The following is a 21,170-nucleotide window of genomic DNA, read 5'->3' as shown; positions in this document are numbered from 1 at the left end:
AGGCGCGACGTTGAATACGGCAGTCCGACAAGTAGTTCTCTGGATCGTCATTATTGCTGGCGGTGTGTTGTTCTGGAGCTTGCTCCACCGCACCGGACAGCTCAAGGAAGATAACCCTGACTATGCGACCCTCATCAAGAAGATCGACGCCAAGGAAGTCCAGGAGGCCGTCATCTCGGATACGGAAGTCACGGGCAAGTATGTCAATGGCAAGCCGTTTCGGACCGACATCGTCGCCAACGTATCCGGCGATCTGATGAAGCGCATGGCAGAGCGGGACATCAAGGTGCAGGGCAAGCCGGCCACGAGCGGGATATGGTTGACCATCCTGCTCTACTACCTGCCCGTATTTCTGCTCATTGGCTTTGTCTTTCTGATGATGCGCCAGATGCAGGGGAGCGGTAACAAGGCACTTTCCTTTGGGCGCAGCCGGGCGCGGCTGCTCTCCAATCAGGCCAAGCGCATCACCTTCAAGGATGTCGCCGGGGTTGAAGAATCAAAGGAAGAACTCCAGGAAATCATTGAGTTTCTCAAGGAACCGCAGAAGTTTCAGAAGCTGGGCGGCCGCATTCCGAAAGGCATCCTGATGATGGGTCCGCCCGGAACCGGCAAGACGCTGCTGGCCCGCGCGGTCGCCGGCGAAGCCAACGTGCCGTTTTTCTCCATTTCCGGCTCGGACTTCGTGGAGATGTTCGTCGGTGTCGGGGCGTCGCGGGTACGCGACCTGTTTGAGCAGGGCAAGAAAAATGCACCGTGCATCATCTTCATTGATGAGATTGACGCGGTTGGCCGGCACCGGGGCGCTGGTCTGGGCGGCGGTCACGATGAGCGCGAGCAGACACTCAACCAGTTGCTCGTCGAAATGGATGGCTTTGAATCCAATGACGGCGTCATCCTGATTGCCTCAACCAACCGCCCCGACGTGCTCGACCCGGCGCTGCTGCGGCCCGGGCGCTTCGACCGCCGGGTGGTCGTCAACCGGCCCGATGTCAAGGGGCGCGAGGGGATTCTGGCCGTCCACACGCGCAAGATTCCGCTTGGGGACGACGTGGATATTTCCGTCATTGCGCGTGGCACACCGGGTTTCACCGGCGCTGACCTGGCCAACCTCGTCAACGAAGCCGCGCTCAATGCCGCCCGCAACAACCAGAAGTTCGTGACCATGCGTGATTTCGAGTGGGCCAAAGACAAGGTCATCATGGGCAGCGAACGGCGCTCGATGGTGATGTCCAACGAAGAAAAGCGCAACACCGCTTATCACGAAGCCGGACACGCGCTCGTCGGTATCAAAGTGCCGAATGCCGACCCGGTGCACAAAATCACCATCATCCCGCGCGGCATGGCGCTGGGCCTGACGCAGCAGTTGCCCGAAGCCGACCGCTACTCTCACACCCGCGAGTACATCGAGGGACAGATTGCCATTCTCATGGGCGGCCGTCTGGCCGAGGAAATCTTCCTCAATCACATCACGACCGGGGCCTCGAACGACATTGAACGCGCCACGGAGCTGGCCCGGCGCATGGTGTGCGAGTTCGGCATGTCGCAGCTTGGGCCGCTGACCTTCGGCAAAAAGGAAGAGCAAATCTTTCTGGGCCGGGAAATCGCGCAGCATCAGGATTACAGCGAAGACACGGCCATCAAGATTGACCAGGAAGTGAAGCGCATCGTCATGGAGCAGTACAACCGTGCGCGGCAGATCATCCTGGACAACAAGGATGCCCTCGTGCGTCTGGCGGAGGCGCTGCTCGAACGTGAATCGCTTGATGCCATTCAGGTTCGGCGGCTGGTGGCAGGGTTGCCGCTGGATGATGACGAACCAACCGGCAGCAGCAGTGACCGCGAAGAAGCCAAAACCGATGCCGTGCGTCCGCCAGTCGTCAATCCGCTGATTCCGCCCGTGGCCGCCGGGGACAATCCGGCAACCGCCTAGTGCGATGGATGCCTGACCGATAACCGATAACCTGAGCCTCCACGTCGCAGCCCGGTTGAAGCGGCGTGGAGGTTTTTGTTTTGGCGCTTCCGGCTGACACCGGCGTGACCACATCACGCCGGCAACCGGAGCCAGTCAGCTCTGCGTCAGGACAAACCGAGCCATGTCCGGTAGAGCCGGGTCTGGGTGGGCGTTGGCGTTGACACAGGGCGCACCTGGACATCCAGGCGCGTTTCTTTCTGAAGCGTCACTGCGAATTCCCGCAGCCTGCCGCGCCGGAACACCAGCACTCTGACGGTCTCGCCGGGTTGCCGCTGTTTCAGCAACTGGGGCACTGTGGTCAGCGTAGCCTGTTCGCCGTCAAGCGCCACGAGGATGTCGCCCCGGTCGAGACCCGCCTGGAAACCGGCCTCGCCGGGAAAGACATTGGCAATCACGGTCTGTTTCTCATCCCCGGACAACTCGATGCCCAGCGACGCTTTGGGCTGCGTGGGCGACAGCGTCTCGACGAGTTCCAGCCCGACGGCTGCCAGGTACTCCCCATAAGGCAGTTCGTCCGTGCCGTCCACATACCGCGCGAAGAAGTCGGCGTAACTCGTTCCGGCTACGGCTTCAACGGCCAGTTGCATGCCGTTTTCGGGATAGCCGCGCCCGCGTTCGGCATAAGTGGTGTACAGCCAGCGCATGGCGTCGTCGAGGGATTTGGCGCCGTCAGTGCGTCGCCGGATGTCAAGGTCGAGCAGCAGCGCCACCAGCGCCCCCTTGGTGTAGAAATCCACCCGCACATTCGTGTCGTCCGGCGTCAGCCAGGCGTCAAAACTGGCAGCCGTGACCGGTGTGACAAGTCGCCCCGGCGTCCGTTGCTGCGTGGCAATCGTCGTTCCCAGGGCGCGCAGGTAGTCCTCAACCGACAGCACGCCCGCCCGCCGACACAGCAGATCGTCGTAGTAACTCGTCACCCCTTCCGCCACCCAGAGGTTGCGGGTGTACACTTCCTGGCTGTAATCAAAGGGCCCCAGCACCTGCGGACGGATGCGCTTGACGTTCCACGCATGAAAAAACTCGTGCGCGGTAATGCTGTAGAAACGCTGGATACGTTCCGTAAACACGCTTGCCGGGACGGTGATGCTCGTCGAGTTGAGGTGCTCGACGCCGTGAAAACGGCCGCCGGGGATGACGTGGTAGAGAAACCAGTAGTCGGCAAAGGGCGCTTTGCCGCCGAACATCTCCACCGTCACCGCCACGATGCGCCGTATGGACTCGGCCAGTTCGTTCAGTGGAACGCTCACCGGACCCTGGAACGCCACAAGGTAGGTCGTGCCGGCGTGCTCAAACCGAACGATGTCGAGCGTTGGGCTGGCAATGCCGGGTGCGTCCGCCAGCGTGTCGTAGTCGGGCGCTTCATAGACAAACGGTTCGGCGACTTTTCTGAGCGGACAGGCACAGCGCCAGCCGGCGGGCAGCGTCAGCGACAGGCGCGCCAAAAGGTCTTTTTTCCCAACGACATACATCAGCAGGTTGGTGCCGTTCCAGTACAGTTCCTCGTCGTTCCAGAGCGTCGAGCCGGCATCGAGGGTGTTGGCATAGCAGGCATAGGAGACGCGGACTTCCCGAGCCGCGCCGCACTGGATGCGCCACGTGGATTTGTCAGTTTTTTCCCATGGCAGCGGCCGCCCGGTCTGGTCGGTGGCCCGGAAATCACGGATGTTCCGTGCGTAGTTTTGAATCTGATACCGTCCCGGACGCCAGGCCGGAAGGGCCACATCGAGATGTTTGACCGGTTCCGGGGGGGCGTAACGCAGGGTGACGGTGATGAGATGACTGTTCGGCGTCTGTGGAACGAGGTCATAGACCACGGTCGGTCTGGCGGGTTGGGCCTGCCCTGACCCGGCAAGTGCGAAAAGGAGAGTAAGCCAGAGCCAGGTGTACGGCGTGCACATCCGCCGCCACACGGCAGGGTGAAAGTGAGGATGGGTGGACATCAGGCGTCAGTCACTGTGGGGAAATTTGGAAGGCATGGTGAATGGCGGGTAATCTAGCGAAAGTCCCTTGTGGCGGATAGCCATTCATTTCTGGAGAGATTCGGTGCCGCCTTTGGCCGCGCCGAAGGAAGAAACCATGAGCGACACACCGAATAGCCTTCTCTACGACGTTGCCGACGGGATTGCCACGGCGACGCTGAACCGTCCTGAAAAACGCAACGCGCTTGATGCCGGCATCCTGAACGGGCTGCGGGCAGCAGTGCAGTCGGCCGCGCAGGACCCGGACGTGCGCGTTCTGGTGGTGACCGGCGCCGGAAAGGACTTCTGCGCCGGAGCTGATCTGGCGGCACTGGAAGCCATGGCTGAGCAGGACATCATGCAGCACTTGGGGGATGCCGAAACCCTTGTTCATCTGTTCACCGCCATGCGCGCCTGTCCGAAGCCGATTGTAGCGCGTGTCCGGGGACGGGCGCTGGCGGGCGGCTGTGGGCTGGCTTCGGCCTGCGACCTCATTGTGGCAGAGGAAACGGCGCAGTTTGGTTATCCCGAAGTCAACATCGGCTTCGTCCCGGCCATGGTCATGGCCATTCTGCGACGCAATCTGGGCGAAAAGCGGGCGCTCGAATGGGTGCTCACCGGGGAGATTCTTTCGGCCCGGCAGGCCCACGAGTGGGGACTGGTCAACCGCGTCCTGCCGGGCGATACCTTTGATGAAGCCTTTGCGGCATACATCAAACAGCTCGCAGCCCGAAGCAGCTCGGCCATGCATCTGACGAAGCGGCTGCTCTACCACATGGACGGCCTCAGCTTTGAAGCCGCGCTGCGCAGCGGCGCCGATGTCAACGTCATTGCCCGGCATACGGCCGATTGCCGCGCCGGCGTCGCCAAATTTCTCAGGAAAGGCTGACGGCGGACGGGATGCGTGAACGGTACTCCCGCCAGGAACGGTTTGCCGAAATCGGCCCGGAAGGGCAGGCGCGGCTTGCCCAAGGGCGGGCGCTGGTCGTGGGATGCGGTGCGTTGGGCTGTGCGCTGGCCGATATGCTCGTGCGGGCCGGCGTCGGTACGGTCCGTCTCGTGGACCGGGATTTCGTCGAGTGGTCGAATCTCAACCGGCAAATCCTGTTTGATGAAGCTGATGCGCGGGAGCACCGTCCCAAGGCGCGCGCGGCCGAACAGCGGCTGCGGGCTGTCAACAGCGCCGTCAGGGTCGAGGGCATCATTGCCGATGTCGCGCCGGATACGGTGGAAGCCCTCGTGGCCGCGGCCGATGTTGTCCTCGATGGCACGGACAACTTCGAGACGCGCTATGTCCTCAACGATGCCTGCGTCAAGCACGGGAAACCGTGGATTTATGGCGCGGCTGTCGGCAGCCAGGGGGCGACGATGACCATCCGGCCGGGTGAAACGCCCTGCCTGCGCTGTGTTTTTGAAGAACCGCCGGACGCGGCCCTGATGCCAACCTGTGAGACGGCCGGAGTCATTCTGCCGGTGATCCAGACGGTGGCGGCTGCCCAGGTGGTCGAGGCCCTGAAGCTGCTGACGGGCCAGGCGGCAGCCTGTCGGCACAACCTCTGGCAGGTGGATGTCTGGAGCGGGCGGCAGACGACGCTGGCCCTGTCGCCCAACCGCCGCCGCGCGGATTGTCCCTGCTGCCAGCTTCGGCGGTTTGATTTCCTGACGGTCGAACAAACGACGTTCGCCGCCACGCTGTGCGGACGTGAGGCCGTGCAGGTACGTCCGGCGCGCACGCCCGCCGGCGCACTCGATTTTTTTTCTCTGGCCGAACGCCTGCGGCCCCTCGGCGAGGTCCGGCATAACGCCGAGGTGCTGCGCTTTACCGTCGAGGGGCTGGAAGCCACACTGTTTCAGGATGGCCGTGCCATCATCAAAGGGACTTCCAGCCCTGACCGGGCGCGCGCTTTTTATGCCCGATACTTCGGGCTATGAGCCGGGAGTGCCGTTGGCGGCGTGGGCGCGTGCCATGACGAACTCAACCAGCGTTCCCACGCCAAAGCCCGTCGGCCCTTTGGGAAGATGCGGTTTGTTTTCCATGTTCCAGGCCATGTTGGCGATGTCGAGGTGCGCCCAGGGGACATCGCCCGCAAATTCCCGCAGAAACCAGGCCGCCGTGATGCTGCCGCCGTATTTGCCGCCGACGTTTTTGATGTCCGCAATGTCGCTTTTGATGAGTTCCCGGTACTCGTCATCGAGCGGCAGCGGCCACACCCGTTCATCGGCCGCACGGGCGGCTGCCTGGAGTTCCTCAACCATGTTGGGATGGTGGCTGAACAGTCCGGCGTAGCGAAGTCCCAGCGCAACGGCAATGGCCCCGGTCAGGGTCGCCAGGTCCACCATGCAGGTGACACCCAGCCGGCGCGCATAAGCCATGGCATCGCACAGAATGAGCCGTCCTTCGGCATCCGTGTTGATAATTTCGACGGTTTTCCCCAGCATGGTCCGCACGACATCGCCCGGACGGGTGGCTTTGCCGGAAGGCATGTTCTCACAGCTCGGAACGATGCCAATGACGTTGAGGTTGGGCTTGAGCTGGGCAATGGCGCGCATCGCCCCAAGGACAGCCGCCCCGCCGGCCATGTCGTACTTCATCTTTTCCATGTTTTCGGCCGGTTTGAGCGAGATACCGCCGGTGTCGAAGGTAATGCCCTTGCCGATGAGACCGATGGTTTCACGTCCGCCGCCGTTGGGAGGGCTATAGCGTACGGTAATCAGCCGTGGTTCCTCGACCGAGCCGCGCGCCACGGCCAGCAGCGCCTCCATTCCAAGGTCGCGCATTTTGTCTTCGTTGAGGATGTCGGTTTGCAGGCCCACGTCATTGGCCATTTCCTGGGCGTGATGGGCAAGGTGGGTGGGGGTCATCCGGTTGGCCGGCTCATTGACGAGAAACCGCGCAAAGTTGATGGCTTCTCCAAGGATGCTGCCCCGGCGGATGCCCTCGTGGAGGGCGGGATCATCGGTGGTTTCGGTTACAAACGTCAGTGTCTCGACCTGGACCGGGCGGGTGTCCTCAGTGCGGTAACAGTCCACGGGGAAGGTGGCCAGGTGCGTGCCGGCCACAGCCGTCTGGGCAAAGGTCCGGGGTGTGAGCGCGCCCCACCGGGGGAGGAGACCAAAGCGCCGTGCGCCCTGCATTCCATGGGCGCGAATCGCGGCGGCCACGCTTTCACGGAGCGTCTGGGTCGTCAGCTTGTCGGCCGCGCCGATACCCATCAGCACCAGCTTGCCAGCGGCTGCACCGGGCGCAAGGTGCAGGGTAAGCGTCTGTCCCGGCTTGCCGCGCATTTCGGCCGTGCCGAGCACCGCCGAAAGGCGCTCGCCAGCCCATGGGAGGCTTTCGCTGAGGCGGCTGGGGTCGGATATGTCATCGGTGAAAACCGGAACGAGAAGGACATCAACGGTGGTTTGTGCCAGAGGTTGACAATGGGCGGACAAGGTCATGGTGTGGGTGACTCCAGGTACATGGCAAGGTGACAGGTTTCAAGCACGTTTTGATTTTGCATAGTTGGCTGTGCTATAGCGATAGCGTGTGGTGAGGACGCTCCCTGGCGTCTCACGGGTCAACGGATTTGGTCAGTCATGTGGACGATGTTCAATGTACGTCCAGCCGGGCAATAAAAACGCCGCAACCAAATTCAAGCGTCCGATTGTGGACTGGTATCTCATCTCCCGCCGGACGTTTTATCAAATTATTGCCGGGTTTTTACTGCTTGTTGGCGCAATTGTCGGGTTGTATCTCTGGAAACGTCACCAGGAAGCCCTTGCCGGACAATTTGAAACTCAAGGGGCCCGCCTGGTTCAGGTGCTGGGCACAGTCAACATCAAGCGGGCACGGACCAATCAGCTTGAACCGGCGACCCCCAACACCATCCTTGAGCCAGGTGATGTCATTTATACAGCTTCGGACGGGGCCGCCGTCATCCAGTATGTTGACCGCAGCGTTCTGAAGATGAAGTCGGATTCGACGGTCATGGTTCAGGAAAACGCCAAGAACGCCAAGACCGACCAGCAGGTGGTGCGCAACCGGGTCGAAGGCGGCACGGTCAACATCAGCACGGGGACCATTCAGACGGCCGAGGATGTCAACGAGCTGGCGTCAAAGAGTGTCAAGTTCAGCGTAACGCAGAACTCCAGCGCGGAAGTCAATGTGGCCGGGGATCGCGTGCGCGTCAGTGTGGAGCGCGGGGAACTCCGCTCGACGACGGACCGGGGCGTGACGGAAAGTATCCGTACCAGCACGAGTGTGGAGTATGACCGGGACCAAAAAGTGGGGCAGTACACCCTGCTGTCGCCGCCGCGTCTGTCGCTGCCCGAAAACGCGCGTATCATTCCGCTGGAGTATGGCAAGCCGCTGCCGGTGACCTTTGCCTGGGGGACGGTGACGGAAGCGCCCCGGTATCAGCTCCAGGTGGCTAATTCCCAATACTTTCTCGAACGGGCGCTGGTTTTTGAAAAGGATACCGACACCCCCGGATTTACGTGGAACGTCAACTCGCAGAGCGGTACCTACTGGTGGCGGGTGCGGGCCGTAGCGCGGGATGGGCGGCCCGGGGTGTGGAGCGAGGAGTTCCGCCTGACGTTCGTTCCCCGGCAGCCAGGACTCTCTGACACGCCTATCTACATCGGGAAAGTGCAGGTATCACGGGTGGCGTCCGGTATTCACAAAGTTTCGGGTGAAACGGAGCCGGGGGCTGAAATCCGCATCAACGGGCGGGCGGTTCCCGTGGATAGTGACGGGCGATTTTCCATTGTCATGCCGGGACAAACCTTTCGTATCGCCGCCATGGATGCCCTTGGGCGACGGGGGGAAAAAGTCGTCACGAACTGAATGGGCCTGAACTCTTTGCAGGCTGCCTGCCGGTACGTGCCGGTGGTGGCTGCGCCGTGGCCGCCCGGTCGCCTCTGTGTTAATCCGGGCTGCTGACTGTCGGAAAAATTTCCGAGCCTTGGGCGCTACGTTTCTTGACAATGGTTCAAAAGTGAACAAGCTTTCAAGAGCAGTGTTTTTGAAAAGCCGGGCGCTCTGCTGGGCCTCGCCAAAAGCTGCGCTTGGGCGGCTGTCACGGCCGCTCTGAACCTGTCGGCTGGGAATGATACGTTTAACTGATGAAACTGCGTTCTATCTTCAACTACTTTTCCAATGACCTGGCAATTGACCTGGGAACGGCCAACACGCTGGTGTATGCCAAAGGCCGCGGGGTCGTCGTCAGTGAGCCATCCATTGTCGCCATCAACAAAATCACTCACCAGGTCGAGGCCGTTGGTAAGGAAGCCAAGGAAATGATTGGGCGGACGCCAGGAAACATCGTGGCGATTCGTCCGATGAAAGATGGTGTCATCGCCGATTTTGAAGTGACCGAGAAAATGCTCCAGCACTTCATCCGGCGTGCGCACAACGGAAAGTCGTGGGTGTCGCCACGGGTGGTCATCGGCGTGCCGGGCGAGATTACCCAGGTCGAACTGCGTGCGGTCGAGGATGCCGCCTACCGGGCGCGGGCGGCGGAAGTCTATCTGGTCGAGGAAGCCATGGCCGCGGCCATTGGCGCGGGGCTGCCCATCACTGAACCATACGGCAACATGATTGTGGACATCGGCGGCGGCACAACCGACATTGCCGTGATTTCGCTTTCCGGCATTGTGTATTCCCGTGCCGTGCGGGTGGCCGGCAACGAACTCGACGAGGCCATCGCCCAGTTCATCAAGCGCAAGTACAATCTGCTCATTGGCGAACGAACGGCCGAGCAGGTCAAGATTGAGCTGGGGTCGGCCTACCGCCTGGAAGAGCGCCTCACCATGGAGATTCGCGGGCGTGACCTCATCGAGGGGATTCCCAAAACGATCACCATTTCTGACGAGGAAGTGCGCGAGGCGATGGCGGAGCCGATTGCCACCATCGTCAATGCCGTGCGGGTGGCGCTGGAGCGCACGCCACCGGAACTCTCCGCCGATATTGCCGACCGGGGCATTGTCCTGACCGGTGGTGGGGCGTTGCTCAAGGGGCTCGACAAACTTCTGATGAAAGAAACGCGCGTTCCCGTGACTCTGGCTGAAAACCCGTTGTCGTCCGTTGTGCTTGGAACCGGCAAGATGTTGGGTGACTTTGAGCTGCTCAAACGGGTGAGCCTGGGAGGCGCCTACGCCAAGCACATGATTGCCAACTGAGTTTGGGGGCCAGATGTTGAGCTTGCCCTCCCCATTGCAGAAGCTCGATCCGGCGCGCCGGATTGCCTTGCTGGTGGCTGGTCTGCTTCTGGCGCAGTTTTTTCTGATGTCCCTCCACGCCCGCGCCCGCGCCCTTGGGCAGAGCGTGCCGCGGGTGGCACTCCTGACGGTGCTCCAGCCGCTCCAGAAGGCATCGGATGCCGTGATCACCACGGTGGTAGCCGCCTGGAAGGGGTATGTGGATTTACGCGGAGTGTATGCCACCAACCAGCGTTTGCAGGCTGAAAATGATCGCCTGCGGCTGTTGCTGGTGGAGCGCGAGCGCGAGGCGCTCGACGGGCAGCGGTTGCGTGAACTGCTGGCCCTGAAGCAGTCCGCGCCGGCACCGACGGTTGTGGCCAATGTCATTGGCGGCGACGGCACTCCCTGGTTTCGGCAAATCCTGCTCGACAAAGGCTCGCTGGATGGGGTGCTCGTCAATGCGCCGGTCGTCACGCCCCAGGGACTGGTCGGGCGGGTGGTGGCCGTTGGCCCGAACGTCGCCGTCGTGCAGACCATTGCGGACGGGCAGGCCGGAGTGGGTGCCACCCTCGCGGTATCGCGGGTGAATGGTGAGCTGCGCGGACAAAATCAGCCGCTGTGCCGGTTGGACAATGTTTCGGGCCTGACGGACGTCAGTGAAGGTGAGATGGTGCTGACCAGCGGCCTCGATGGTGTGTATCCGAAGGGACTCATCATCGGTATGGTGGAAACCGTCGAGCGTGGCTCCGGCGCGGGCCTTCATCGCATCCAGGTTCGCCCGGCGGTGCCCCTCGAGCGCCTGGAGGAAGTAGCTGTTCTCCCACCAACCATCCGGGTGACGGTTTCCGATCTGCTGCGCCCTTCACCAGCAACCAAGTCACCGGCCAAAAGCAAATAACCAAGCGCCAGTGAACCGTCGTCAGTGAAGAAATCCATCGGTACGCTATGTTATCACCTTACGTCATGCGCCAGTCCCTCCCCCAGCGCCGCGCCAGTACCAACCTCATCGTGCTGGAGCTTGGGCCAACGGCGCGTGTCACCGTTGCGCTGTTGCTCATGGTGGCGCTGCAAACCACTCTGGTGCGCCTTCCCTATTTTGGTTTTGTTTTTGAGCACGTGGACTTCATCCTCATCCTGACCGTCTTTGTCGGGGTGCAGCCACGTGCCCTGCGCGCCGCCCTGGTCGGGATGACCGGTGGCCTGTTGCAGGACCTGGTGTGGGGCGTGCTGTATGGCGCCAGTGGCTTTACCAAGATGCTCATCGGCTACGCGCTCGCCGTGGTCAGTGTCAAGTTTTCACTGGACAGCAAGGTGACACGCCTGCTGGTGCTACCGCTGTGTTCCGTCGTCAACACTGGACTGTTTGCCTTTTTTCTGTACTTTTTTTCGATGCTGCCGCCGGGAACGACGTTTCGGGATGTCGTCCGGGTGGGAATGTTCGCCTTGTTGGGGAATGGTCTGGCCGGGTTGGCCCTGTTTCCCCTGGGTGATCGCTGGTTGGGTAAGTGGATTGCGGTCCGCAGCACCGATGAACCCCTGGCACCGCGTGCCTTTTGACACCGGCACCGCGTGCCTTTTGACACCGGCGCCACGCGCCTTTTGATCTGACCTTCTGCATCTGAGACCCGGCGCTGCGGATGTTTTCCTGAAGTCTATTTCCCATGACGCCGCACTTTTCAGGTCCGCCACCCTCTTTCAATCCACGGCTCCGGTTGCTGGCGCTTCAGGCCGGCATCGTGGCGGCTTTCGTCGTCCTGGCCCTGCGCCTGTGGAGCATGCAGGTCGTGCACCACGAGGACTATGTCAAACAGGCCGAAAACAACCGCGAGCGCAAGATTCCCATTGTCGCGCCGCGCGGCAATATCCTTGACCGCCATGGAAACGTCCTCGTGGACAGCCGGCCGACGTTCAGCCTGATGGTGAACCGGGAAGACATTCAGGATGAAGCCGAAACGCTGCGCATTCTGGCGGAAGAGTTTGGGGTGGCGCCGGAGTATGCCCGGCAGCAACTCCGCTCGCCGGCGGCCAGAACCCGTCCGGTCGAGGTCAAGTCCAACATCACGGATGCCGACCGCGCCAAGGTTTCGGTGCTGGACTATGAACACCCGGAGTTTCTCGTCGAGTTGCGTCCCCAGCGCAAGTATCCCCACGGGGAGCTGGCCTGCCACATTCTGGGTTACGTGACCGAAGTCAGTGAAGCCCAGCTCAAGCGCCCGGAGTTTGACTACTGTCGTCCGGGGGACAAGGTTGGGCAGGCGGGGCTGGAGCGGTTCTACAACCGCATTCTCATGGGGCGCGACGGCTACCGGCGCATCATCGTGGACCGGCGCGGACGCTTCGTGCGTGAAATCGAGACGGTTCCCCCCATTGCCGGCCAAGACATTGTGACCACGCTCGATCTGGACCTGCAGCGGGTGGCGGAGGAGCGGCTCAAGGCCCTGAAACTGAATGGAACGATTGCCGTCATGGACCCGCGCAATGGTGAAATGCTGGCGCTGGCCTCGATGCCGGGCTATGACCCGAACCTGTTTGCGGGCGGCATTTCGCGGGCAGATTATGCGCGGTATGCCAACGACAAACACAAGCCGCTGCGCAATCGCGCCATCCAGGACATTTATCCGCCGGGTTCGACCTGGAAAATCATCATGGCCGTGGCCGGCATGCGGGCTGGCGTGCTCAAGCCGACGGACCGCCTGCTGTGTGGTGGAGGGATCAACGTCGGTGGTCGCCATGTCCGATGCATGGGCAGTCACGGGACGCCACCGCTGTCCACGGCCATTGCCAAGTCATGTGACGGCTGGTTCTACCGGCTGGGCATCAAGCTCGGTCTGGACAATCTCCGCACCTACGCTTCGGAGTTGGGCGCCGGAGAGTACACCGGTATCGATCTGCCCAATGAGTTCAAGGGCTATATTCCGAGTCTCGAACTCAAGGCGGCGACCGTTCGCCGTACGATGCCCAACGCCACGCCGGCCCAGTACCGCTGGACAGATGCGGATTCCGTCTATGCTTCCATCGGGCAGGCCATGGTGCGCCCGACGCCCCTGCAGATGCTGCGGTCGGTCGCCGGCATTGCCATGCGGGGGGAGTTTCATACCCCGCACTTTCTGCTTGAAGCGCGTCCCACGCAGGAACGCCCCGGTGTGACCTTCAAGGACCAGGTCAAGCGGATTGAACTCCCGGATGACTACTGGGAGGCCGTGATAGAAGGGATGTGGGGGGCGGTCAATGCCGGTGGAACGGCCTCCGGTTCGGCGCTGCGCGACCCGGAAACCGGCTTTGAGATGTGTGGCAAGACGGGGACGGCCCAGGTGGTCAGCAAGCTCAAGGCTTCCAAGCTCGAAGAGCGCGATCACTCGTGGTTCGTCGGTTTTGGCCCACGCGAGAAACCGGAAATCGCGGCCATTTCGCTGGTTGAGCACGGCGGTTTTGGCGCCAAGGCCTCTGCGCCCAATGTGCGGGCGGTGTTTGAGGTGTGGCTGAGAAAGAAAAAGGGCCTCCCGGTGCAGGTCGGGGCAGCCGAGGCTCCGGGACCCGTCCGTCCGGCGGCGCGTCCGACGCCCCGGCCCCAGACGCCAGCCCAGACGCCGGCGCGTTGAGTCCGTCCCCAAGGAGGCAGGTACGGCACATGCAGGAACGTCCCTGGCGCGACTTTGATTGGCCATTGCTGACAGCGCTGACCCTGTTGTGTGGGGTCAGTCTGGTGGCGCTCTACAGCATTGATGCTGCGCCGGGCGAGGCGACCGACTGGCATCAGAAGTTCTGGTTCAAGCAGCTTCTGTGGTGCAGCATCGGCTACGTCCTCTTTTTTTGGGTGACGCGCCTGAACTTTCAGCGGGTCTTCGATGCTGCGCCATACATCTACGCCGTCACGGTCCTGTTGCTTGTCGCCGTTCTCATTGTCGGGGTGAAAATCAATGGTCAGCGGTGCTGGATTCGGCTTGGGCCGTTGGGGACGCTTCAGCCTTCGGAATTTGCCAAACTGGGCACCATCCTGCTGGTGGCGCGGATTCTGCGCCCCATCAGTATCCAGGGGGTGACGTGGCCGCAACTGGCGCTGGTCGCGGTCGTGACGCTGATTCCGGTCGGGCTGACACTCCGGCAGCCGGACACCGGGACGGCCCTGACCTTCTTCCCGCCGGTGCTCGTCATGGTCTTTTTGAGCGGCATCTCCGTACGGTGGGTGGTGGGGTCGGCCCTGACGGGGCTGGTCATCGGCCCGCTGCTCTTTGTGTTTGTGATTGAACCCCGGCTCAAGCAGTACCAGCGGGACCGAATCAACGTCACCTGGAATGCCATTTTTCATCCCGAACGCCTTCAGGACCGGCAGACACGGGAGGGGTTTGGCTATCAAACCCTGCAGTCCATGATTGCCGTCGGGTCAGGCGGGATTCTGGGACGCGGGTTTCGGGGCGGCACCCAGAGTCAGGGCGGTTTTGTTCCAGCCCATCACTCGGATTTCATTGCTTCCGTGATTGCCGAGGAGTTTGGGCTGGTGGGGTCTCTGGGGGTTCTTGCGCTGCTTCTTTTCGTCATACTACACTCTGCCAACGTTGCGGGACGTTCACGAGAACGATTTTCAATGCTCGTCCTGGCCGGCTACATGACGCTTCTGGCGTTTCATGTCATCGTCAACTTCGGCATGGTCGTGGGGCTTGTTCCCATCATCGGGATACCGTTACCGTTGTTGAGTGCAGGCGGCTCGTCATTGTTGATGACGTTCGTGAGTTTGGGTTTGGTGGCGAACGTGTACGGAAGGCGCTTCTCGAATTAGGACACGATACCCCCCGGGTCGAGGGTGATGAAAGAAAAAGTTTGACCCGCCGCCAATGGAGTTTCAGCGGTGATGGTTGCCGGGTGTGGCCATCGTGAGCTTGGAACACTTCACCGGCGATGCCAGACTGGTGATTCCAGGCACAACGACAGGTTTTGGCTGCCGGCGCTTCTGGATGCGTGTTTCCCTTGCCCTATTCGCTGACTGGTTCTCGTCGCTATCCGCAAGCATACCTGTGGCTTTCCGGGACGCACCGGCCCTGACCCGGCCGTGTGCCGGCGGGTCTGCCTGACACAAGCCGGCGCTGCCGCGAGATGGACGACGCGCCGATGGTCAAGGATGACACCGGCGTTTGTGCGTTGCCGCGACGGCCACAACGGAAACATATCTGAGGAATAGCTCCAAATATGAACAAGGAAATGATCATCAGCGTGAACGCTTATGAAAAGCGGGTTGCGATTCTGGAAAATGGTGTCGTCGTCGAATTTTACGTCGAGCGGGCCGATGAATCCAAAGCCGTCGTGGGCAATATCTACAAGGGAAAAGTGCGCAAGGTTCTCCCCGGAATGCAGTCGGCCTTCGTGGACATCGGACTGGAGCGGGATGCCTTTCTCTATGTCGGGGACTTTTTCGAGGAAACTGAAGAAGACCTTGACACAACCGAAAGCCTTCCCCGGTTGCCTGTTGAGCGGAGTGAACGGTCGGAACGCCCACCGGAACCGGTACGGCGTGAGATAGACGGGCGGCGCGGCGGACGTGACCGCCGTCCCGAAGTTCCGGCGGGGCGTCCGGCTGTGACCGGAGCCCCGGAGGAGGCCGCGGCCGTTGCCCTGAAGCCGGAAGAAGTAACAGCCTCCCCACGTTTGCCGGAGGCGCCAGGTGAAGATGGCCCGTCTGCCGAAGACGCCGGGGGGGATGTCCGGGTGGATACGCCCCTGTTGTCATCCCTGCTGGAATCCGCCGGGGCCCGGTTTGAGCGGGTCAGTGATGACCTTGAAGAGGCCCGGACGGCTCAGGAAGGAGACTCCTCCCGCGTGGAGCCGTCCGAAACGTTGGCGACGGGTGAAGCGATAGCGCGGGATGACAGTCTCGAAATCGAGCGGGAGGCGCTGGCGGAGTCCACCGAGCCGGATGCACCCCGTGAACGCCGGCGCGGCCGGCGCAAAGAAGTCATCGGCGAGGAAAAGAAAAAGCCCTCGCGTCGCCGCGGCCGGAAAGTCGAGGACGAGGTCGCCGCCCTGATGACATCCGCGACCCCGGCGGACAACCCCTCGGCTCTGGAAGCTCAGTTTGAGCGCGTGCGCGACGAAGATTACGAGGAAGCCGCCGGCGACCTGCTCAAGGATGCCCTCATCCAGCAGAAAATCATTGCTCAAACCCGCATCGAAGAACTGGCCACCAAACCCGAAGAGCCGGTGCCGGCGCCGGTTGAAGCCAATGAGGCGCCACCCATGGAGCCGTTGACCCTGGGCTACGAGCGGATTGCCGATGAGGACGAGCCATCGGCCACAGTTGCTGAGCCACCCACGGCGGATGCCGGGCCCACCACGGACGATGCGCTGCTGTCGGCGGCAGCGGACGCCGTGACAGCCGATGCCGCGCCGGCGGAAGCCGTGCCGGCGGAAACTGGGGCGGCGGACGTTGGCGAAGCCAGTCTCCGGGGGGAAGTCGAAGCGGGTGAAGCCCGGGCCGATGAAGAACAGGCCGATGAAGAAGAAGCCCAGAGCGATACGGCCCAGCTTCAGGTTCGTCCGTCGCAGGCCGAATTCCCGCCGCGGCGTGGCCGCCGGAGCCGGCGGCGCAGTGGGGCGCGCGCGACCGCCGCGCCGGGAGATGAGTCGGCGGAGTCGGATGACCGAAGCGACAGCCCGGAAGAAGCCGCTGAGCCGGGCGCCACGCTGGAAGCTGAAGTGTCGTACCAGTCCGACGCCAACCGTCTGCCTGAAAACGGCAATGTCGCGGTTGTGCCGGAGGAGCCGACCGTGGTGGTGCGTGAGATTCCGGTGAGTGCGGAGTCGCTTTCCCTCATCGAAGCCCAGAGCACCGTCGAACCACGTACTGAATTCCGCGCCGGGCGGGAAGCGCGTCCGGTGGCACGTCCGGCGCGGGATGACCGCCGTGACGAACCACGCAAAGACGACCGCAAGGAAGACCGCCGTGACCTCGACCTGCCACGGCGGCAGCCGGCCATTACGGAGTTGCTGCGCGAAGGGCAGGAAATCATCGTCCAGATTGCCAAGGAGCCAATTGGCCTCAAAGGCGCCCGGATTACTTCGTATGTGTCCCTTCCGGGGCGTTACCTCGTGTATCTGCCGACCATCAACCACATCGGGGTTTCGCGCAAGATTTCAACCGAACAGGAACGGGCGCGGCTCAAGCGCACGATGACCATGTTGCGGGAGCGGGAAGGCGTCACGGGCGGGTTCATTGTGCGGACCGCCTGCGAGGGCCGTTCGGAGCAGGACCTGTGCGATGACATGCTCTACCTGGCCCGCACGTGGCGCGACATCCGGCGCCGGGCCGAGCAGGCCCGGGCGGGAACGGTGCTCTGCCGTGAGCTGGACCTCGTCCAGCGTTTGCTGCGCGACCACATGTCGAGTGATTTTTCGGTCATCCGGGTGGACGATCCGGGCGAGTACACCAACATCGTGGATTTCATCAACCGCTTCCAGCCCAAACTCGTGGACCGGGTGCGGCTCTACACGCGGAATCGGCCGATTTTCGAGGAATACAACATCCAGCCTGAAATCGAAGCTGCCCTCAGACCACGGGTCTGGCTCAAGTCGGGTGGTTTCATCGTCATCAATCAGACGGAGGCGCTCGTGGCCATTGATGTCAACACGGGCAAGTTCGTCGGCAAGTCGAACCGTCTGGAGGACACGATTACCCGGACGAACCTGGAAGCCGCGGCGGAAATCGTCCGCCAAATCCGGTTGCGTGACCTGGGCGGGATCATTGTCCTGGACTTCATTGACATGGAAGACCGCCGGAACCGCCAGAAAGTCATGCAGGTACTGGAGCAGGCGATGAAGGCTGACCGGTCACCGTCCAAGATTACGGCCTTCAATGACTTCGGGCTGGTGGCCATTACGCGCAAGCGGGTCCGCCAGAGCCTCGAACGGATGCTGAGCGAGCCGTGCCACTACTGCGGCGGCAGCGGCATGATCAAGTCGGCACAGACGATGTGCTACGAAATTCTGTCGGATGCCAAGCATCTCGCCAAGGAAAAGGCCGCTTCGAGCCAGGTGTTCAGCGAGGTGACGTTGCGGGTGAGTCCGGCGGTTGCCGACCTGCTGCGGGGCGCTGAATCACGGGTGCTGCGGGAAATCGAATTCAGCTTCGGGGTCCCTGTCACCCTGCACAGTGACCCGAACATTCACCAGGAACGTTTCGATTTCGCCTTCATGTAAGCCACGGATGGCCGCCACGGCGGGCCTGCCTGCGCCAGTTGGGAATACCTGCGCCGGGTTGACGCCCGGTGCGCTTCCCCTGTGGCGGCTGGATGAAGTGCTGTAGAGGTTATGAGCTGATGAATGCACAACCGATTACCAACTTTATCAAGCACCATTTTCGCCATTTCAACGCGGCGGCGCTGGTCGAGGCGGCTGAAGCCTACCGCCGCCATCTGGACTCCGGCGGGAAAATGATGGTGACGCTGGCCGGGGCAATGAGCACAGCCGAGCTGGGTTTGTCCCTCGCCGAAATGATCCGCCAGGACAAGGTGCATGCCATTTCCTGTACCGGAGCCAACCTGGAAGAGGATGTGTTCAATCTTGTCGCCCACGACTACTACGAGCGCATCCCGCACTACCGTGACCTGACACCACAGGATGAAAAGGCGCTGCTGGAGCGGCATCTCAACCGGGTCACGGATACCTGTATCCCGGAAGGGGAGGCGATGCGGCGCATCGAGTCGTTCATTCTTGAAGAATGGATGGCGTCCGATGCGCGCGGTGAACGGCTGTTCCCGCACGAGTTTTTCTGGCGGATTCTCGACAACCCCCGGCTGCAGGCCAACTACCAGATTGACCCGAAAGATAGCTGGGTGCTGGCGGCCAAGGAGAAACGACTGCCCATGTTCGTGCCGGGCTGGGAAGACTCCACGCTGGGCAATATGTACGCCGGGCACTGCATCACCGGTGACATCAAGCACGTGCACACGGTGCGGACAGGCATCGAGTACATGATCGAACTGGCGAACTGGTACACCGAAACCAGCGTCACGGCTTCCATCGGTTTCTTCCAGATTGGCGGCGGCATTGCGGGGGACTTTCCGATTTGCGTCGTCCCCATGCTGCACCAGGACCTGCGCCGGGAAAACGTGCCGGTCTGGGGCTACTTCTGTCAGATCAGTGACTCGACGACCTCCTATGGCTCATATTCCGGGGCGGTCCCGAATGAAAAAATCACCTGGGGCAAACTTGCGGTCGAGACGCCGAAGTTCATCATTGAATCGGATGCCTCGATTGTGGCGCCCCTGATGTTTGCCTGCATCCTGGGCTGGTAGGCGGAGTCCCACAGGCTGCCGTATCAGGTTACGGCAAAAGGTGGAAAGTCGCCCTTCGTTTGGCCGGCTGGACACTGTAGGTTGGAAGCAAGGCCGCGGCTGGCGCGGCCCGTGATCCATCCGTCCCCGCCTGTGAAGCGGATGCAACTCAACGTTCTGCAACGTATCAACGCCTGTAGTTCCAAACACGCCCCCCTTTCGATGTGTCAGGCTTTTGGCAGCCTGCGCGTCATGATGCGCGTCGAAGGCATTGTTCCGATTCTGGTTGGCAATGCCGGCTGTGTGTATGGTCTGGATTTTGTGTCGCACTTTTATGCGGCGCGGAAGTCGGTGCTGACGCCGGTCTATACGGCGGCCGACCTGACCAACGGCCGGATTGAAGACCGGACGCGGGCGGCCGTGGCCGAAACGATTGCCCAGTTCAATCCCCGCGTCATTGCGCTGATTACCCTGTGCAATGAGGAAACGGTCGGGTTGGCCATTGATGCCATTGCCAAAGACTATGCCGCCCGCGCCAAAGATGATCCGACCTTTCCGCTCGTCGTGCCCATGCACGTGCCGGGCTATGGGGTCAAATCCCATGCCGAGGCGAAGGACATTGCGGCCTCCCAGCTTCTGAAGTGCCTGGTGGAACGGGACGGACTGCCGCCGCGTCAGGCGGATACGGCCTCGACCATTGGGGAGGTCTTCCCGGCCGATCCGCTGTATCTGGAACAGTTGCTGGCAAAGATGGACATTCGGCTCGTGGCCCACATCCCATCGCGGACGATTGGGGATTTCCGCAAAGTGCTTGGCGTCGGGGTCAACGTCACGCTGCATCCGTTTTACACGAAGACCTGTGCGTTGCTGGCGAAGTACAAGATTCCCTCCATGGGCTGCACGCCGGTTGGCGTCGAAGGCACCCGTACCTGGATTGAACGCATCGGCAAGGCCTTCAACGTCCGTTCCGACCTCGTCGCGACGCTGGCCGAGACGGAATCCCGGGCCGTTGCGGAGGTCTTTGCCCGCACGCCGGTGCGGGGACGCATCATTGTCGCGGGGTACGAGGGCAGTGAACTTATGGTGGCGCGCCTGCTCATAGAAGCCGGTGCGGAGGTGCCTTATGTGTCAACCAACATCGGGCAGACGCCATTTACAAAAGAAGACGAGGCGTGGCTGGCCGCGCATGGCGCCACGGTCGTGTTTCGCAAGACGTTCGACCAGGATGTGATTGCCGTGGATGAATACAAGCCGGACCTGGTGCTGGGGACGACGGCGCTGGCCGCCTATGCCAAAGAGCGCGGGATTCCGAGCATGTACTTCACCAACATTTTTGCTTCCCGCCCGCTCTTTTTGGCGCAGGGGGCGCAGACGATTGCCGAGCTGGTCAGCCAGGCGATTGCGCGTCGGTCGGCGTACCAGCATCTGACGGAATTTTTTGCCGATGTGGATGAGTACGCAGAAGCAGCCGAGCCATTGCCGACTGAGGGCACGGCTGTCCCCAGTGTTTAGGCGGAGGTAAGGCCACGGCCTGGCACAGGCAACCTGGTTTTGAAAGCAGGGTTGTCATTTGCGCTGGATGTTGGGTGTTGTTTCAGTCGGGTTAGGGTGGGCGTCAGCCGAACGGCGACTCCCACCCAAAGTTTTGCCTGAAAACCTGAGTGCAGGTAGCCCTTCTTCGCCTGCTATTTTCTGTCTGCATTCCAGGCCAGGCCCGCAAAGCTGCCAGGGATTGCTTTTTCCACATTCCGCCGGCACCTCCTATCACCATCGCCACTCACCACTCGCCACTCTTGC

The 21,170-nt window shown here is 61.8% G+C and carries 14 protein-coding genes; 12 read left to right on the top strand and 2 right to left on the bottom strand.

Annotated elements, in window-relative coordinates; all coding sequences use genetic code 11:
- Positions 1-10: 10 nt before the first annotated feature.
- Positions 11-1,930, top strand: a complete 1,920-nt coding sequence (gene ftsH, locus J8C05_RS07790; protein ID WP_211421668.1) for an ATP-dependent zinc metalloprotease FtsH — start codon at positions 11-13, stop codon at positions 1,928-1,930.
- Between the two features lie 146 nt (positions 1,931-2,076).
- On the opposite strand, the gene J8C05_RS07785 is transcribed toward ftsH, so the two are convergent.
- On the bottom strand, positions 2,077-3,912 hold the full coding sequence (locus tag J8C05_RS07785) for a M61 family metallopeptidase (RefSeq protein WP_211421667.1): 1,836 nt from the start codon (positions 3,910-3,912) through the stop codon (positions 2,077-2,079).
- A gap of 136 nt (positions 3,913-4,048) precedes the next feature.
- Here J8C05_RS07785 and J8C05_RS07780 point away from each other — a divergent pair, with 136 nt between their 5' ends.
- A complete protein-coding gene (locus J8C05_RS07780; protein WP_211421666.1) occupies positions 4,049-4,819 on the top strand; it encodes an enoyl-CoA hydratase/isomerase family protein in 771 nt (256 codons plus the stop codon).
- An 11-nt stretch (positions 4,820-4,830) separates the two neighbouring features.
- Positions 4,831-5,862: a ThiF family adenylyltransferase gene (locus J8C05_RS07775; protein WP_211421665.1), complete on the top strand. Its 1,032-nt coding sequence runs from the start codon at positions 4,831-4,833 to the stop codon at positions 5,860-5,862.
- Here the strand turns inward: J8C05_RS07775 and J8C05_RS07770 are convergent.
- Entirely contained in the window at positions 5,857-7,371 is a 1,515-nt protein-coding gene (locus J8C05_RS07770) for a leucyl aminopeptidase (RefSeq protein ID WP_211421664.1), read from the bottom strand. The two genes, J8C05_RS07775 and J8C05_RS07770, sit on opposite strands and share 6 nt — an antisense overlap.
- Before the next feature lie 154 nt (positions 7,372-7,525).
- On the opposite strand from J8C05_RS07770, the gene J8C05_RS07765 reads away from it, so the two are divergent.
- From J8C05_RS07765 to J8C05_RS07725, 9 genes are all read left to right on the top strand, one after another.
- Entirely contained in the window at positions 7,526-8,758 is a 1,233-nt protein-coding gene (locus tag J8C05_RS07765) for a FecR domain-containing protein (RefSeq protein ID WP_211421663.1), read from the top strand.
- A 278-nt stretch (positions 8,759-9,036) separates the two neighbouring features.
- Positions 9,037-10,092 carry a rod shape-determining protein gene (locus J8C05_RS07760; RefSeq protein WP_014100066.1) on the top strand — a complete coding sequence of 352 codons (1,056 nt, stop codon included), beginning with the start codon at positions 9,037-9,039 and terminating at the stop codon, positions 10,090-10,092.
- 13 nt (positions 10,093-10,105) lie between these two features.
- The gene (gene mreC / locus J8C05_RS07755) at positions 10,106-11,011 is read left to right on the top strand and encodes a rod shape-determining protein MreC (protein ID WP_211421662.1); all 906 of its coding nucleotides are present in this window, start codon (positions 10,106-10,108) and stop codon (positions 11,009-11,011) included.
- Positions 11,012-11,058: 47 nt separating this feature from the next.
- Positions 11,059-11,670 carry a rod shape-determining protein MreD gene (locus J8C05_RS07750; protein WP_211421661.1) on the top strand — a complete coding sequence of 204 codons (612 nt, stop codon included), beginning with the start codon at positions 11,059-11,061 and terminating at the stop codon, positions 11,668-11,670.
- Positions 11,671-11,774: 104 nt separating this feature from the next.
- On the top strand, positions 11,775-13,712 hold the full coding sequence (gene mrdA / locus J8C05_RS07745) for a penicillin-binding protein 2 (protein ID WP_211421660.1): 1,938 nt from the start codon (positions 11,775-11,777) through the stop codon (positions 13,710-13,712).
- A gap of 29 nt (positions 13,713-13,741) precedes the next feature.
- Positions 13,742-14,887, top strand: coding sequence for a rod shape-determining protein RodA (gene rodA, locus J8C05_RS07740; protein ID WP_211421659.1), 1,146 nt, complete (start codon positions 13,742-13,744; stop codon positions 14,885-14,887).
- 407 nt (positions 14,888-15,294) lie between these two features.
- Positions 15,295-18,297: an Rne/Rng family ribonuclease gene (locus J8C05_RS07735; RefSeq protein ID WP_211421658.1), complete on the top strand. Its 3,003-nt coding sequence runs from the start codon at positions 15,295-15,297 to the stop codon at positions 18,295-18,297.
- 119 nt (positions 18,298-18,416) lie between these two features.
- On the top strand, positions 18,417-19,394 hold the full coding sequence (locus J8C05_RS07730; RefSeq protein WP_211421657.1) for a deoxyhypusine synthase family protein: 978 nt from the start codon (positions 18,417-18,419) through the stop codon (positions 19,392-19,394).
- 141 nt (positions 19,395-19,535) lie between these two features.
- Positions 19,536-20,885 (top strand): nitrogenase component 1, encoded by a 1,350-nt coding sequence (locus J8C05_RS07725; protein ID WP_211421656.1) that lies wholly within the window; start codon positions 19,536-19,538, stop codon positions 20,883-20,885.
- Positions 20,886-21,170: the final 285 nt, after the last annotated feature.

It is taken from the genome of Chloracidobacterium sp. N, from assembly GCF_018304765.1.
GTDB classification, from domain to species: domain Bacteria; phylum Acidobacteriota; class Blastocatellia; order Chloracidobacteriales; family Chloracidobacteriaceae; genus Chloracidobacterium; species Chloracidobacterium aggregatum.
This window is presented reverse-complemented; position numbering and strand designations above follow the sequence as displayed.

Excerpts from the sequence above, each read along its gene's own strand:
- J8C05_RS07785 (WP_211421667.1), bottom strand. The coding sequence starts at position 3,912 with ATGTCCACCCATCCTCACTTTCACCCTGCCGTGTGGCGGCGGATGTGC.
- J8C05_RS07780 (WP_211421666.1), top strand. The coding sequence starts at position 4,049 with ATGAGCGACACACCGAATAGCCTTCTCTACGACGTTGCCGACGGGATT.
- J8C05_RS07775 (WP_211421665.1), top strand. The coding sequence starts at position 4,831 with ATGCGTGAACGGTACTCCCGCCAGGAACGGTTTGCCGAAATCGGCCCG.
- J8C05_RS07770 (WP_211421664.1), bottom strand. The coding sequence starts at position 7,371 with ATGACCTTGTCCGCCCATTGTCAACCTCTGGCACAAACCACCGTTGAT.
- J8C05_RS07765 (WP_211421663.1), top strand. The coding sequence starts at position 7,526 with ATGTACGTCCAGCCGGGCAATAAAAACGCCGCAACCAAATTCAAGCGT.
- J8C05_RS07760 (WP_014100066.1), top strand. The coding sequence starts at position 9,037 with ATGAAACTGCGTTCTATCTTCAACTACTTTTCCAATGACCTGGCAATT.
- mreC (WP_211421662.1), top strand. The coding sequence starts at position 10,106 with ATGTTGAGCTTGCCCTCCCCATTGCAGAAGCTCGATCCGGCGCGCCGG.
- J8C05_RS07750 (WP_211421661.1), top strand. The coding sequence starts at position 11,059 with ATGTTATCACCTTACGTCATGCGCCAGTCCCTCCCCCAGCGCCGCGCC.
- mrdA (WP_211421660.1), top strand. The coding sequence starts at position 11,775 with ATGACGCCGCACTTTTCAGGTCCGCCACCCTCTTTCAATCCACGGCTC.
- rodA (WP_211421659.1), top strand. The coding sequence starts at position 13,742 with ATGCAGGAACGTCCCTGGCGCGACTTTGATTGGCCATTGCTGACAGCG.
- J8C05_RS07735 (WP_211421658.1), top strand. The coding sequence starts at position 15,295 with ATGAACAAGGAAATGATCATCAGCGTGAACGCTTATGAAAAGCGGGTT.
- J8C05_RS07730 (WP_211421657.1), top strand. The coding sequence starts at position 18,417 with ATGAATGCACAACCGATTACCAACTTTATCAAGCACCATTTTCGCCAT.
- J8C05_RS07725 (WP_211421656.1), top strand. The coding sequence starts at position 19,536 with ATGCAACTCAACGTTCTGCAACGTATCAACGCCTGTAGTTCCAAACAC.